Origin of the sequence: Comamonas resistens, assembly GCF_030064165.1 — a bacterium.
In the GTDB taxonomy this organism is placed as follows: domain Bacteria; phylum Pseudomonadota; class Gammaproteobacteria; order Burkholderiales; family Burkholderiaceae_C; genus Comamonas; species Comamonas resistens.
On record NZ_CP125947.1, the window covers coordinates 3949039 to 3964057 of the forward strand.

Below are 15019 nucleotides of genomic sequence, written 5' to 3' on the forward strand. Positions count from 1 at the left end.
AGGAATACAGGCTCGCAGCCCCTTTTGCTTTGAGCTCCGGCCTGCATCCACAGTGGAGTCAAAAGCTTTCAATGCTCCAAGCGACTTCGAAACTTTCCCTGTCCCGTGCGAACGAGCTGCTCCAGAATACTCCGGTGGTCACATGCGTTAAATTGTATAGTCATATAATTGACTATACATATATAAGACCTAGCTTCTTGAAACCAAGGAACTGCCTACGTTATGAAATTCACTCTGAATGGCCAGGAAGTGGATGCGCAAGACGCCACCTCCGACACTCCTCTTCTTTATGTGCTGCGCAATGACATGCAGCTCAATGGCCCCAAGTTCGGCTGCGGCCTGGGCGAATGCGGCGCTTGTGCAGTGCTGATCGATGGCAAGGTGGCGCGATCCTGCTCCGTGCCATTGAGCGTGGTGGAGGGCAAGAAGGTCACCACACTGGAGGGCTTGTCTCCTGACGCTTCCAAGGCCGCCAGCGCCAAGGCTCTGCAAGATCGCGCCGTTCTGGACGTGAGCGCAGCCAAAAGCGAAGGCAGCACTCCCGCTCGTACTTTCACACTGCATGTGGTGCAGCAGGCTTTCATCGACGCACAAGCCGCGCAGTGCGGCTACTGCACCAACGGCATGATCATGGCGCTGGTGGGACTGTTCAACCAGAAGCCCCAGGCCAGCGACGACGAGATCAAGCAGGCGCTGTCCGGCCATCTGTGCCGCTGCGGCACCCATGTGGAAATCATGCAGGCCGCAGCGCGCGCCCGCGAGCTGATCGCGCAGGGCCGCAGCGCCGCCATTCCCGCTGCATCCACGGAACAGAAGGCTGCCTGATCATGAAATTCTTCACCAAAGACAATCAAGCCCAGCTCACCCGTCGCCAGTTGCTCAAGGCCGGCGGCATGCTGATGGTCGGCTCCGTCGCAGGCGGCCATCTGCTGATGGCCCAGACCGCCCCCGAAGCGGCTGCCAAGGGCGCTTTCCCCATTCCTTCGGCCAAGCTGGTGGAGAGCTTTATCGCCATTGGCGCCGACGGCTCCGTCACCGCCTACAACGGCCACGTGGACCTGGGCACGGGCGTGCGCACGGCTCTGGGCCAGCTGGTGGCCGACGAGCTGTATGTGGACTTTGCCGCCGTGACCATGGTGCTGGGCCACACCGCCCGTACCCCGGATCTGGGCCCCACCATTGCCAGCAACACCATCCAAGTATCGTCCCTGCCCATGCGCCATGCCGCAGCGCAGGTGCGTCAGCTGCTGATCAAGCTGGCCAGCGAAAAGTCCGGTGTTCCCGCTGAACGCATCACCACCCAGAAAGGCTTTGTCATCGCCGGCGGCAAGCGCTACGGCTATGGCGAACTGGTTCAGGGCCAGGATCTGCAGATCGAGGTCGACGACAAGATCGAGCTGCGCAAGTCCGGCTTCGAGTACATCGGCAAGTCGGTGCAGCGCGTGGACATCCCCAACAAGGTGCTGGGCGCGCTGACCTATATCCACGACCTGCGCGTGCCCGGCATGCTGCACGGCCGCGTGATCCGTCCACCCTACACCGGCGCCGATGCCACGGCGCCCCTGGGCTCCAGCCTGGTGTCGGTGGACGAGAAGTCCATCGCCCATCTGCCCGGCATCGTCAAGGTCGTGGTCAAGGGCGACTTCGTGGGCGTGGTGGCCGAGCGTGAAGAGCAGGCCATCGCTGCCATGCGCCAGCTCAAGGTCACCTGGAAGGAATGGAGCGGCCTGCCCGATATGTCGCTGAGCGGCCTGCATCAGACCCTGGTGGACCACGCCAAGACCGACCGCGTGCTGCAGGAAGACGAAGGCGCGCTGCAGGCGATCGAGCAGGTCAAGACTGCGCTGACCCGCGACTATGTCTGGCCTTATCACGCTCATGGCTCCATCGGCCCGTCCTGCGCGATTGCCGAAGTGGGTGATGGCCAGATCCAGGTCTGGACCGGCTCGCAAAACCCTCACGACGTGTGCAAGGACATTGCCAAGCTCATGGACGTGAATGCCGACAACATCAACGTCACCCGCCTCGAAGCCTCTGGCTGCTACGGCCGCAATTGCGCGGACGACGTCTGCTCGGATGCGGTGCTGATGTCTGCCGCCGTGGGCAAGCCCGTGCGCGTGCAGCTGATGCGCGAGCAGGAAGCCGGCTGGGAGCCCAAGGGCACGGGCCAGCTGATTCGCGTGCGCGGCGGCCTGGACGAGCAAAACAATGTGGCCGCCTACGAGCTGCGCACCTGCTACCCATCGAACAACGCCACGGCGCTGGCGCTGATCCTCACGGGCAAGGTCTCCGCCAAGATCGAGGCCCAGCAAATGGGCGACCGTACGGCCATCCCGCAATACGAGTACCCCAAGATGCGCGTGATCTCCCAGGACGCCGTGCCCATCGTGCGCGCCTCGTGGATGCGCGGCGTCTCGGCCTTGCCCAATGTGTTCGCCCATGAGTCCTGGATCGACGAATGCGCCTACCTGGCCAAGGCCGACCCCATCGAATACCGTCTGCGCTACCTCAAGGACCCGCGTGCCGTGGCGCTGATTGCCGAGGCCAAGAAGCAGTGCCACTGGCAGGAAGGCCCGGCCCGCCGCAATGCGGCACCGGACGATCAGCGCCTGGTCAAGGGTCGCGGCTTTGCCTATGCCCGCTACTTCCATAGCAAGTTCCCCGGCTACGGTGCGGCCTGGGCAACCTGGGTGGTCGACGTGACCGTGGACCGCGAAACCGGCGAAGTCAAGGTCGACAAGGTCTTTGTCGCCCAGGACACCGGCGCCATGGTCAACCCCGCTGGCGTGCGCCATCAGGTGCACGGCAACGTGGTGCAGTCCACCAGCCGCGTGCTCAAGGAGTTCGTCACCTTCGACAAGAGCGGCGTCACCTCCGTGGAATGGGGCGGCTACCCCATCCTGCGCTTTGACGAGCTGCCCGAAATCGACTCGCTGCTGGTCGAGCGCCCTAACGAAGCGCCCATGGGCGCCGGTGAATCGGCCTCCGTGCCCAGCGCCGCCGCCGTGGCCAATGCCATCTTTGACGCCACCGGAGTGCGCCTGCTGGAAGTGCCGTTCACGCCCAGCCGCGTGCTGGCCGCGATCAAGGCTGCCAAGTCCGGCCAAGCCGCATCCAAGTGACCCACAGAACAGAGACGATCAAGATGAAAACATTCAAGAAAATCGTGCTGGGTGGTGCCGCACTCGTGGTGGTTTTGGCCGCTGCGGGCCTGGCCCTCACGCATCAAGGTGAAATTGCACCGCAGGCCAGCATTCCCACGGCCGAGTTCTCGCCCCAGCAGATTGCCAAGGGCAAGCTGCTGGCGGCCATGGGCGACTGCGCGGTCTGCCACACGGCTCCCAACGGCAAGACCAACGCGGGCGGTCTGGCCATGCCCAGCCCCTTCGGCACCATCTACACCAGCAACATCACGCCTGACGCCAAGACCGGTATCGGCAGCTGGAGCTTTGAAGCCTTCGAGCGCGCCATGCGCCACGGCGTGGACCGCGAAGGCCAGTACCTCTACCCTGCATTCCCCTACACGGCCTTCAGCCGCGTGACGGATGAGGATATGAAGGCCTTGTACGCCTTTCTGATGAGCGAGCCTGCCGTGGAGAACGAGGCGCCCAAGACAACGCTGAACTTCCCCTACAACGTGCGCCGCGGCATTGCGGCCTGGAACTGGCTCTACCTCAAGCCCGGCGTGGTCAAGGACGATGAAAAGCAGGCACCCGAGTGGAATCGCGGCGCCTATCTCGTCGAAGGTCTGGGTCACTGCAGCGCCTGCCACACACCGCGCAACGGGCTGGCCGCCGAGAAGACCGGCGCCGACCACTTTGCGGGCGGCAGTGCCGAAGGCTGGGATGCACCGGCTCTGACCGCCAAGTCGGCCTCGCCCCTGCCCTGGACCAAGGATGACCTCGTCACCTATATGAAGACCGGCTTCTCGGCACGCCACGGCGTGGCGGCAGGCCCCATGGCACCCGTGGCCCATGGCCTGGGCCAGCAGTCTGACGAAGATCTGAACGCCATCGCCACCTATCTGATGAGCTACCGCGACGCCAGCGCTGCGCCCGGCGATGCAGAAGCCTTGATCAAGGAAAAGACGGCCACGCCCAAATTGGCACTGGACACCGAAGGCTACCGCCTCTATCAGGGCGCTTGCATGGCTTGCCACCGTGCTGACCCATCGGCCAGTACCTTCGGTGTTCGTCCACAGCTGGCACTAAGCACCAGCTTGCACGCCGAGTCGCCTGACAATGCCATCATGGCCGTGCTGGAAGGCGTACAAAAGCCTGCCCATGCGGAACTGGGTACCATGCCTGCCTTCCGCCATGCACTCAGCGATGCCCAGATTGCCACCCTGCTCAACACCATGCGAGCCCAGTACGGCGTGGCCGAGTGGAGCGATCTGCAGAACAAGGTCAGCAAGCTGCGCCAGCAAACCGCTGCCGCTCACTGATCTCGCCTGGCGACCAAAACGGCCTTTCTGCTGCCTTCACGGGCACCGGAAAGGCCTTTTTCATTCATCTATCCGCTAGGTATCTAGGGTTCATACATCTGGCTGCCTGGCCCGCCTGACGCCACACTGCGAACAGGTATGTCAATCTAAGGAAGCGATCAATGGACAACATCGATGTCATGGTGCTCAAGGCCTTGCATGACTGGCGCAGCGCCGGCCAGCGCGCCTTGCTGGCTACCGTGGTACGCACCTGGGGCTCATCCCCTCGTCCAGTCGGTTCGATGATGGCATTGCGCGAGGATGGCAGAGCCATTGGCTCGGTCTCCGGCGGCTGCATCGAAGACGACCTCATTGCACGCCATACCCGCTCACTGAACCAGAACCTGGGCATTCCGGACGGCCCGCCGCAACTGGTGCGCTATGGCGTCAGTGCCGACGAGGCCCACCGCTTCGGCCTGCCCTGCGGCGGCACGCTGGAGCTGCTGCTGGAATTCAACCCCGATGCCGCCAGCCTGCAGGATCTGCTGCAGCGACTGGAGTCTGGCTCGCTGGTCGAGCGCCGTGTGGACTGCACGACGGGCACTGTCACCCTGCAGACTGCCGAGTACCCCGACACGCTGGAATTTGACGGCCACACCCTCACCAACCACCTGGGACCCGGTTACCGCATGCTGCTGATTGGCGCCGGCGCACTGGCCGAATACCTGGCCACCATGGCCTTGTTCAACGGCTTCACCGTCACTATCTGCGACCCACGCGAGGAATACATGGGCAGCTGGTCCGTGGCTCAGGTCAGCAAGGTCACCGATATGCCCGACGATGCCGTCACCGCCTTCAAGCCCGATGCGCGCAGCTGCATCGTCGCACTCACGCACGACCCCAAGCTAGACGACCTGGCCTTGCTCGAAGCCCTGCACAGCCCGGCTTTTTATGTGGGCGCCATCGGCTCGCGCCGCAATAATCACGCGCGCCGCGACCGCATGATCGAGCACTTTGACGAAACCGAGGAATCTCTGGCCAAGCTACGCGGCCCTATCGGTCTGTATATCGGCAGCAAGACCCCGGCCGAAATCGCCGTCAGCGTGATGGCCGAAATCCTGGCCGTCAAGAACGGCGTCGTCCTGCCCCAGGCCATGTCGGTGGAAACGGCCAAGCAGGAACATGACATCACCATGAACGACAGCGATCTGCAATGCGCATTGCCGCAGTTCCTGGACCCCAAGACTGCAGCCAAACAGCAATAAACCATGCAGCGAGCTGTGCACACACGTCAATTTCAAAGCCCCAAAGGTGTAGGTTGTCGCATTTTTGCAAGGCTGTTGCGCCCAATTCAATTGTTTCAATTTGTGTCAGAACAGCGGGTGCATGTCACAATGAAACAAAACTCATAGACATAGGCCTTGCCCACACCCAGCGTGTGCCGGCACCCTGACAATGACAGCCCCTACTTCCCATCGTGCACGAACGCAGTGGCTGCCTGGCATGGCGGTGGCTGCGCTGGGGCTGGCCCTGACCTTCTGGCTTGCACATCTGCAGCAAAAGTCCAGCGCGGCACTGGCGCAGCTTCGCTTTACCGAAGAAGTGCGCTCCTCCGGCAATGCCATCTCGCAGCGCCTCAACGCCTATACGGAAGTCGTCAACGGCCTGCGGGATCTGTTCCTGCTCAAGCCCGATCTGAGCCGGCAGGAATTCGACCGCATCGTGGCCGAGCGCAATCTCCAGCGCCACTATCCCGGGATCAAGAATCTGTCATTCGCACGCTGGGTTCCGCTGGAGCAGCTCAGCGCATTCGAGTCCCAGCGGCGTGCCCAGGCTCCCGAGGGCGAGCCTTTCCAGCCCTTTCACCCCGCCACCTGGCACTCCGGCTACCACATCAACGAATATGTGTGGCCCATGGAGGGCAACAAAGGTGTTCCCGGGCTGGACATCTCCTCGCAGCCAGCCAATATAGAAGCCCAGTTGGTGGCGCGCGGTACCGGCCGCACAGCACTGTCGGCCCCCTTTCCCCTGATCCAGGAAAGCGATGCGCCCATCGGCATTGTTCTCAGAGCGCCCATCTTCAGGAGCGACAGCGGTGCGAATCTGACGGAGGACTTCATCGGAACGGCCGCTGTCAGCATCCGGATTGCCACCATGATTCGCGCCGTGCGTGCCAATGGGTTTCTCAACAATCTCGAGATACGCATAGACGATATGGGCCCCATAGGCCATCCGCTTGCCAAGCCCCAGAAGCTGTTCGCCCCTCCAGACTGGCCCGCAGAAGCCGGACCACAACAGTTGCAGGAAATCCAGACCCATGGCCGGCGCTGGCAGCTGACGTTCAAGCCCGTCGGAATGGCGCTGTCCACGACGGAGAAATTTGCCCCCCACTGGATCATGGGCGTGGGCACAGCGATGTCCCTGCTGCTGGCCGCACTCGTCACGCTGCTGGTGCGCTTGCGCATGCGAGCTCTGCAAGAAGTGGAAATCTCCAACGAAGCCTTGCTGCAAAGCGAACGCAGCCTGCGCACCATCTTCAACCAGGCCGCTGTCGGCGTAGCCCAGATGCAGATGGACACGGGGCGGGTGGTGCGTATGAACCAGCGCTACAGCAGCATTCTCGGCTACACGCTGGAAGAGCTGTACGACATGCGTTTTACGGACCTTGCCCATGTCGATGGCCTGGCCAAGGACCTGGAACAGATGGAAAAGCTCAAGTCCGGGCAGATCCGGGAGTACCAGCTCGAAAAATGCCTGCGGCGCAAGGACGGGCGAGAGATCTGGATCGACCTCAGCGTGTCCTCCATGGGCAGCAAGGACGAAGAGGGCCTGCACTACATTGCCGTGGTGCAGGACATCACGGAACGCCGGCTTCTAGAGAACTCCCTGCGCGACAGCGAGCGCTATCTGCGCAACATCCTGCGCCACCTGCCCGTGGGGATCAGCATCGTGCGCGAAGACGGGCAATTCACCTTCAGCAATGAGCGCAATGTCCAGATCTGCGGCTACAGCATCGAGGAAATGCCCAACATCGAAGCCTGGCTGAGCCAGGTCCATCCCCATCCCCTGATGCGCGAGAACGCGCGCGGAAGCTGGCTGGCAGACTACAGGCGGGCCCGTCAGCACCACAGCCACCTTCCAGCACGTGAATACGAGATCCGCTGCAAAAACGGTCAAATGCGTCCGGTGGAGATTTCCGCCATCGCGCTGGATGAAGACTATCTCTTCACCATGGTGGACCTGAGCCAGCGCAAGGCCGCAGAAGACAAGATCCGGCACCTGGCCTACTACGATTCGCTGACGCAACTGCCCAATCGCCGCATGCTGCGTGACCATCTGCATGAGGTGCTCAAGGTCCACTCGCGCCAGCAGCAATACGGCGCCCTGCTGCTGCTGGACCTCGACAACTTCAAGACGCTCAACGACACGCGGGGCCATGACCAGGGCGATGCGCTGCTGTGCGAAGTGGCCAGCCGGCTGCGTCAGGGCTTTGCTGGCCGCCATATGGTCGCGCGCCTGGGCGGCGACGAATTCGTAGTCGTGCTCGAAAGCCTGGCCGACAACTCCGAGCAGGCGCAGGCGCTGGCCCGCGAAGCCGGCTTGCACATCCTGGCGATGCTGCGAGAACCCTATCTGCTCGAAGGGGAGGCCTTCCATTTCACGGCCAGCATAGGCGTGACGATTTTTGCCAACGCTCACGAGCAGATCTCCGATCTGCTCAAGCGGGCCGACCTGGCCATGTACCAGGCCAAGGCCACGGGCCGCAATGCGCTGGAGCTCTACGACCCTCAACTGCAGGCCGTGGTAAGGGCCAGGGCCAAGCTGGCCTCGGACATCCGTGCCGGTCTTGCCGACGGCCAGTTCGAGCTGTTCTACCAGCCCCAGGTAGAGGAGTGCAGCGTCCGCAGTTGCGAAGCGCTGCTGCGCTGGCGCCACCCTTGCGACGGCTATATCTCCCCCGCGGTCTTCATCCCGCTGGCCGAGGAAACCGGGCTGATTCTCCCGCTGGGAGAATGGGTGCTGCAGGCGGCCTGCAAGCAACTGGCCAGCTGGGCTCGGCAGCCCCGGCTGGCTCATCTCACATTGGCTGTCAATGTCAGTCCGCGCCAGTTCCGCCAGGCAGGCTTTGTCGCCCAGGTGCTTGCCGCGCTGGCAAACGCCGGAGCCCAGCCGCATCGGCTCAAGCTAGAACTCACGGAAGGTCTGCTGCTGGACAACGTCGAGGACACCATCGAAAAGATGGAAGAACTCAAGGCCCATGGTGTCGGCTTTGCACTGGATGATTTCGGCACCGGCTACTCCTCGCTGTCCTATCTCAAGCGCCTGCCGCTGGATCAGCTCAAGATCGACCAGAGCTTTGTGCGCGATGTGCTTACCGATGCCAACGATGCCGCCATTGCCCGCACCATCGTCGCGCTGGGCACCAGCCTGGGCCTGCAGGTGATTGCGGAAGGCGTGGAAACCGAAGAGCAGCGGCAATTCCTGCTCGCCCACAACTGCCATGCCTGGCAAGGTTATCTGCTGAGCCCGCCGGTGTCGGCCGAGCGCTTTGCCACATTACCGCTCACCTATACCGCGCACAATCAAACAGATGCCCAGGCCGATATCCCTGCGGATGCATAGAAACAAAGCCATGGCCGCTGCGGCGCAAGATACCGCTCGCACATCATGAAACACCCGGTTGCATAACCATAGCAACAAACTTGGCCTGGATGGAGCTGTCAGCGATCCGGGGTGAAATTGTCGGCGTACCATCGCCGACTGCATGACGACCGCCAAGAAAAAGAAAACGCCAGCGCGCAAGCGCGGCACCGCCTCCAAAACGGCTGCCTACAGCCTCTCCCGCATCAAGCGCTTCGCCCTGTCCGCGGGCGCTGCGGCGCTGGCCAGCTTTCAGATTGCCAGTTGCAGCTTCAACCCGACCTGGTCTGGCGAAAAGCTGCTCAACCAGGCCATGGCCGCGCTGGACATGCCTGCGCTCGATGCTTTTCGCAAGAGTGGCTGGCCGGGCCTGACGGGCTCCCAGGCGCATTCCAGCCTGGTCGGGGGTACGGTCAGCCGCGCCGATGTCACGGCCTCCAGCCAGCCGCTGCATTTTTCCAACTGCCCGCAGTTCTTCCCGGGCGGCAAGGCGCCTTCGCTGCAGCTGCAGCCCCAGGAGCGGGAGCTGTGCTTCAGCGGCTTTGCCGTACTGCACAACGGCAGCACCAAAACCCCGGTCTTTGTGGCCGAGCGCCTGAACCGCCAGGCGCTGCAACAGGCCCAGGGTCTGCAGCGCACCGACAAGTTCTATGCCGACGCCCGGCTGCCGCGTGCCGAGCGCTCGGAGCTCGATGACTACAAGCGCTCGGGCTTCTCGCGCGGCCACATGGCACCGGCTGCCGATATGAGTACGCCCGAGGCCATGGCCCAGAGCTTCAGCCTCGCCAATATGGTGCCGCAGAACCAGGTGCATAACGCCGGGGCCTGGAGCCAGGTGGAACAGGCCACGCGCAAATACGCGCTGCGCGCCCAGGGCGATGTCTATGTGTTCACCGGCCCGATATTTGCCAAGAATGCATCGACCATCGGTACGGGCAAGGTGGCGGTGCCCGACTACATCTTCAAGCTTGTCTATGACGCCAGCAACGGCAAGAGCTGGGTGTACTGGCAGGCCAATAGCGCCGACACCCGCATGGGCCCGCCCATCAGCTACGAGGAGTTCACGCGCCGTACCGGCATGCCATTGCTGTCGGCCGTGAATCTGCCGCGCGCTTGACCCCACTCGGTGTCCCGCGCCTGGAGAAGCACCAGCTTTATCGCATGCCCTGCACTGCCAACAGCAATGCTCATAAAAAATGAGCTGCTTGCGCAAACCCCAACACAAACTCAATGATCTTTTACTTGAATTTGATACTGGGCTGGCGCCTGCAGCTCCTTGATTGAGAGCATCCGATCAGAAAGTGATGACCTTGTCCGCAGCCAGCGTCCAGTCGGCCAGCTCGGGCAAGGTGCCGATCTCCACGCCTGCGATCAGCGTCAGATCGGCCAGCCCCCGCGCCAGTGCGCAGGTGCGGCACAGCTTCAGCGTCACGCCTTCGGCCACCAGATGTTCGACCATGGCCTGCAGGCCGCTGCCCGCGCCATCGTGCTGATGGGGCAGGCCGACCACGGTGGCATCGGACATCAGAAAGACTTTCACCTCGGGCCTGGCTTCGTGACCGCGCAAGGCCGTGGCCACGCGCAGAGCCGACAGGCAACGCTCGCTGCCATAAGGCGCAGCGTGGACGATCACAACGATTTTTTGGGACATCAAAAATTCCTTAGCAAATAGTGCAACGCCCAAAACTGGCGCAACCCAGCAAGGGGACAGCAAGCACCGCCGCGCAGCGAGGCTGTCGTCCCCCTCCGCGCAGCAGAGAGGGGCGCCCGGCTAGGGGGAAGCGGCGGGGCCGCCTAGGCAAAGCCGCTCAGGGGGTGTTACTTCCTGATCAAGTACCTGATAGTTGGTCCATCCTGCTGAATCTCCAGCACCTCATAGCCATGGTTCCTGGCGTCCAGCGGAATGTTGTTGATGGACTGCGGGCAGTCCGACACCACTTCCAGAATCTGCCCGGACTGCAGGCTGGGCATGGCTTCCAGCGTGGCCACGGCAGGATAGGGGCAAGGCTCGCCCAGCATGTCGAGGCGGAAGTCGGGAATGTATTGGGAGTCACTCATGATGGATTCCTTGAGGTTCAAGCAATGCGCGAGGCAGTGGTGGCTGCTGTGGCAGCGGCTAGGCGGGCTTTTTTGGCAAAGAAATGCTTTTCCCACCACAGCACCAAAGCAAGCGAGATGCCCAGCATCACATAGGTCAGCAGCAGGCCGCCTTGGGGGCCCATTTCCTTGAGCAGATTGACCTTGTCGTAGCTGGTGGCCAGTGCGGGGGCAATATCGTCCCAGACCAGGGCCAGCAGCGTGGAGCCGATCACATTGCCCAGGCCCACCCACCAGTAATGCACCTGGCCTTCGACGGCGCGGTACATCCAGCCGGTTTCGCAACCACCGGCCAGCACGATACCGAAACCGAACAGCAGGCCGCCGATGACGGCATTGGGGCCGGCCCAGAAAATCTTGGGGTCCATGCCCAGCTGCACATAGCTGTAGATGCCAATGGTGCCCACGGCCATGCCGGCAATGATGGCCTTGGCCATCTGCGTGCGCCCCGTGATCCAGAGGTCACGAAAAGCCGAGGTAAAGCAGACCTGGGCCCGCTCGATGATCAGGCCGAAGGCCAGACCGAACAGAATCGCCATGCCCAGCTTGGGCGCTTCGGCAGCCTTGCAGATGCCCCAGGCCACACAGGCCAGAAACAATGCCATGCCGATGCGAAAGCGACGCTTGGCCTGGGCCTCGCGCTGCTCCAGTGGCTTGGGGGCGCTGACTTTCTGCAGCTTCACGGGAATGCGGAAGATGGGCAGCAGGCTGACCTTGGCACCCGCCAGCGAGCCTATGGCCGTGGCAATCGCAAAGAACCAGGCATGCAGCGAGAACTGGGGAATGCCGGTGAAGAAGGCCGCCAGATTGCAGCCCATGGCCAGACGCGCGCCAAAGCCCGCGATGATGCCGCCGACGATGGCCTGGAACACACGAATGCGGTGGTTGGGCATGCGCAGCTTGACGTTGTTGGCCCAGAGCGCGGCAGAGAAGCAGCCCACGAACATGCCGATGATCATCAGCCCGTCCACCCGTGTCAGCGGCGTGCCCTGCAGGCCGATGACCTTGAAGTAGCCCCAGTTGCTGAGGTCCACACCGGCGAACTGCAGCAGATGCCCGCCCCAGCGGGTGAACTCGCCGGTCACGGCCCAGAAGGTGCCGGTGATGCCGAAGTAATACGCAGATAGAACGCCCGCCGCAATGACTGCGGGTACGGGCGACCAGAAGCGCACCAGGTATTGGTGCTTGAAGTCTTGCCAGCTCATGCCTTGCTTTCCTGCCACGTATGCCAACGTGGCGTTTTTCCGATCGACCAGCAAAAAACGCAAAAACCCGGAAGGTTTTTGCGTTCGATGACCGGCAGATACGGCTATAGATAAGTGCCCATCCATGGGCGGCAGGCGGCTTGCGCGCACCTGCACTGGCCTCGGATTATCCGCTTCCGATTTCAGCGGCGGGCGGCTGGCCTGTTTACCTTACTGAGCTGCTGCGCCACCCGCCTCGGGGCTGGCAGGCAAAGCTGGCGCTTGTGGCGCTGTGGCTTCGGCGGCCGTGGCTGCAGGCTTGGGCTGCCACTTTGCGGGCAGCACGGTATCCAGCCAGTGCAAGCGCCAGGCCAGCAGCAGCGCTAGCGCCACGACGGCCAGCAGCCACAGGCTGTTGCGCAGCTTGTGCGAGTCGGCAAACGGGTCGGCCAGGTTGCGCTTGGCATTCAGCGGCACCTTGCCCGTCTGCGACAGACTGCGGCCCAGGCCCAGATTGATGTTCATGCGGCCGTTGATGGCCCAGCCGCTGGCATCCAGAATCGGCCCCAGGCTGCGCTGGCGCAGCTTGAGCCAGGCAATCATCATGCTGGGCCCCGAGATGGCCAGGACGATGCCCAGAATGGCCATGGGAATCCACGGGCCCAGTTCGATGAACTTGCCAAAAATACCCACGATCACCGCACTCAGCGAACCCAGGGCCACGCCTATGGCGGCCACCGTGCCCACATCGGTCTTGCGCGGTGCAGCTGCGGGCGCCAGCTCCTTGGGGGCCGTGGCCAGCTTGGCGGCGCTGTCACCCAGATTGGTGTTGACCAGATCGCTCTTGGCCGCCGCATGCTTGGCCACCTGCTCCTCGATCATGCGCAGGAACTTCTTGTAGGGCGAGAAGAAGGCCTGGCCGATACTGGTGGGGTTGTCTATGAGCTTGACGATGGTGGCATCCCAGTCGTTGCCCTCACGGTCATAGAACACACCGTTGCGGCCCACGAAGAGAAAGTCCACATCGCCGGCCGTGAAGGCCGCCACAATGGTTTTCTTCTCGCCCTCGCGCTTGCATTCGCAATAGGCCAGATAGGTCTTGGCCATGGCTGCCAGCGCCGAATGCGCGGCAGCGTCGGCCACTTCCACGGTCAGATCGCAGCTGCGGCCGTCCAGGAACAGCGTACCGGCCTGGAAAGCCGCCCCTTCACGGCGGTAAAAGCGCGAGAAGGAGACGAAGTTGTTGAGCAGCTCCAGCAGATCGCGCTGCAGGCGAATCAGTTTTTCCAGCGCCATGGCCTGCTCGCTATGCTCTTTCTCGGCCTCATCCTGGTCCAGCAGCGCCAGCAGATCGGCTTCCGCGCCGCTGGCCAACAAGGCCTGCACCTCGGACTCGGGCAGGCTGCCCAGCGGTGTTGCAGGGCAGGCGGCCAGCCATGCCTGGCACTGGCTCAAGGTGCTCTTGAGCTGGTCCCACTGCTCCTGCGTCAGCTCTGTCAGCGCTTCGCCGAACACGGGTTGCACGGCCTGCTCGCGCAGGGTCTGCAAAGCTGCGGCCCAGGCGGGGTTGACGCCCTGCACCAGGGGCAGCACGCGCTCGCCCGTCACCGAGGCCAGAGGCAGGGCGGCAATGCTGTCCGAGCCATTGCTCAGCACCTGTGCCCCCAGCGCGGCATAACCCTCTTCCGTAGGGTTCAGCGGCGCCTGGGCGCGGGGATCGAACTCCACCAGACCCGTGCGGGCAAAGAAGTCATCGACCTTGGCCTGCACGGCATTCACGGCCTCGGCTGCAGCCAGCGCCTGAGCGCGGGGCGTGAGCTGGCAGCCCAGCTCGGCGGCCTGGGCAAACCAGGCCTGCAGCGCACGGGCATCGGCAAAGAATGCCTCGGCACGGGCGCGGTCGATACCGGCCACGCCATCGCAGCCATCCACGCTGCCATAGGCATCCTGAATGCGGGCGATCAGTGCGGCCAACGCTTCGTTGTCCTGCGCCGTGGCGGCGGAAATCACGCCATCGCCGTTAAAACGCAGCGCCTGCAGCGATGCCAGCCGCTCCTGTACCTGGGCCAGCGTGATGGAGCTGGCATCGCTTTGGCCGGCGATGGCCAGCACGCGCCGGGCTTCGCCCAGCAGCATCAAACCCTCTTCACTGGCGTCATTGATGCTGGACAGCTGCAGCACATCGCCACCGTCAGCCAGCACCTGCGGATCCTTCACCCGTGCCACCGCCCATTCGCAGGCGGCCACCAGCTCTGGCGGGCGGATGCGTCCATCCTTGCTGACATCGATCAGATCCAGCGTTGCGCTGTCGAACTCGATTCCTCGGGTCGGGCAGGCCAAGGCCACCCAGAGCTTTTTATCCAACTCGCCGATATGGGCAATGTCCTGGCCGGTACGGATCACCACCTGATCCACATCGCCGGCGCGGAAAAACTGCCACTCGTAACTCTGCTCCATGAAAACTCAAACTCCTAAGGCTGTGCTTGCCCACTACGCTATCAAAACATGAGAGTTTAAAAGTCATTGAGCCAACACTTTCCAAGTCGCGCGAATTTTTGACGGACTTGATTCGCAGGAGCCTTTTCGGGAACATTTTTTACGTTTTCAGCCTCTTCGGCTCAATGCAAGCGATCGCAGCTTCAATTACCTGCGCTGGCCATTTCAGAGGTTTCCC

The 15019-nt window shown here is 62.7% G+C and carries 10 protein-coding genes; 6 read left to right on the plus strand and 4 right to left on the minus strand.

Annotation, left to right across the window (positions count from 1 at the left end):
* The first annotated feature begins 222 nt into the window (after positions 1-222).
* From QMY55_RS18335 to QMY55_RS18360, 6 genes are all read left to right on the plus strand, one after another.
* A complete protein-coding gene (locus QMY55_RS18335; RefSeq protein WP_283485582.1) occupies positions 223-825 on the plus strand; it encodes a (2Fe-2S)-binding protein in 603 nt (200 codons plus the stop codon).
* A gap of 2 nt (positions 826-827) precedes the next feature.
* Positions 828-3122 carry a xanthine dehydrogenase family protein molybdopterin-binding subunit gene (locus QMY55_RS18340; protein WP_283485583.1) on the plus strand — a complete coding sequence of 765 codons (2295 nt, stop codon included), beginning with the start codon at positions 828-830 and terminating at the stop codon, positions 3120-3122.
* 23 nt (positions 3123-3145) lie between these two features.
* Complete coding sequence (locus QMY55_RS18345; protein WP_283485584.1) at positions 3146-4444, plus strand: c-type cytochrome; 1299 nt, start codon at positions 3146-3148, stop codon at positions 4442-4444.
* Positions 4445-4605: 161 nt separating this feature from the next.
* On the plus strand, positions 4606-5688 hold the full coding sequence (locus QMY55_RS18350; protein WP_283485585.1) for an XdhC family protein: 1083 nt from the start codon (positions 4606-4608) through the stop codon (positions 5686-5688).
* Positions 5689-5878: 190 nt separating this feature from the next.
* A complete protein-coding gene (locus tag QMY55_RS18355) occupies positions 5879-9046 on the plus strand; it encodes a bifunctional diguanylate cyclase/phosphodiesterase (RefSeq protein ID WP_283485586.1) in 3168 nt (1055 codons plus the stop codon).
* Positions 9047-9188: 142 nt separating this feature from the next.
* A complete protein-coding gene (locus tag QMY55_RS18360; RefSeq protein WP_283485587.1) occupies positions 9189-10181 on the plus strand; it encodes a DNA/RNA non-specific endonuclease in 993 nt (330 codons plus the stop codon).
* 177 nt (positions 10182-10358) lie between these two features.
* Here the strand turns inward: QMY55_RS18360 and QMY55_RS18365 are convergent, their stop codons facing one another.
* From QMY55_RS18365 to QMY55_RS18380, 4 genes are all read right to left on the minus strand, one after another.
* Positions 10359-10715 carry a DsrE/DsrF/TusD sulfur relay family protein gene (locus tag QMY55_RS18365; RefSeq protein ID WP_283485588.1) on the minus strand — a complete coding sequence of 119 codons (357 nt, stop codon included), beginning with the start codon at positions 10713-10715 and terminating at the stop codon, positions 10359-10361.
* 167 nt (positions 10716-10882) lie between these two features.
* A complete protein-coding gene (gene yedF / locus QMY55_RS18370; protein WP_283485589.1) occupies positions 10883-11122 on the minus strand; it encodes a sulfurtransferase-like selenium metabolism protein YedF in 240 nt (79 codons plus the stop codon).
* Between the two features lie 17 nt (positions 11123-11139).
* A complete protein-coding gene (gene yedE, locus QMY55_RS18375) occupies positions 11140-12492 on the minus strand; it encodes a selenium metabolism membrane protein YedE/FdhT (protein WP_283489009.1) in 1353 nt (450 codons plus the stop codon).
* 84 nt (positions 12493-12576) lie between these two features.
* On the minus strand, positions 12577-14802 hold the full coding sequence (locus QMY55_RS18380) for a hypothetical protein (protein WP_283485590.1): 2226 nt from the start codon (positions 14800-14802) through the stop codon (positions 12577-12579).
* Between the last annotated feature and the right edge of the window lie 217 nt (positions 14803-15019).

Excerpts from the sequence above, each read along its gene's own strand:
- yedF (WP_283485589.1), bottom strand. The coding sequence starts at position 11,122 with ATGAGTGACTCCCAATACATTCCCGACTTCCGCCTCGACATGCTGGGC.
- QMY55_RS18355 (WP_283485586.1), top strand. The coding sequence starts at position 5,879 with ATGACAGCCCCTACTTCCCATCGTGCACGAACGCAGTGGCTGCCTGGC.
- QMY55_RS18350 (WP_283485585.1), top strand. The coding sequence starts at position 4,606 with ATGGACAACATCGATGTCATGGTGCTCAAGGCCTTGCATGACTGGCGC.
- QMY55_RS18335 (WP_283485582.1), top strand. The coding sequence starts at position 223 with ATGAAATTCACTCTGAATGGCCAGGAAGTGGATGCGCAAGACGCCACC.
- QMY55_RS18380 (WP_283485590.1), bottom strand. The coding sequence starts at position 14,802 with ATGGAGCAGAGTTACGAGTGGCAGTTTTTCCGCGCCGGCGATGTGGAT.
- yedE (WP_283489009.1), bottom strand. The coding sequence starts at position 12,492 with ATGGATGGGCACTTATCTATAGCCGTATCTGCCGGTCATCGAACGCAA.
- QMY55_RS18360 (WP_283485587.1), top strand. The coding sequence starts at position 9,189 with ATGACGACCGCCAAGAAAAAGAAAACGCCAGCGCGCAAGCGCGGCACC.
- QMY55_RS18345 (WP_283485584.1), top strand. The coding sequence starts at position 3,146 with ATGAAAACATTCAAGAAAATCGTGCTGGGTGGTGCCGCACTCGTGGTG.
- QMY55_RS18365 (WP_283485588.1), bottom strand. The coding sequence starts at position 10,715 with ATGTCCCAAAAAATCGTTGTGATCGTCCACGCTGCGCCTTATGGCAGC.
- QMY55_RS18340 (WP_283485583.1), top strand. The coding sequence starts at position 828 with ATGAAATTCTTCACCAAAGACAATCAAGCCCAGCTCACCCGTCGCCAG.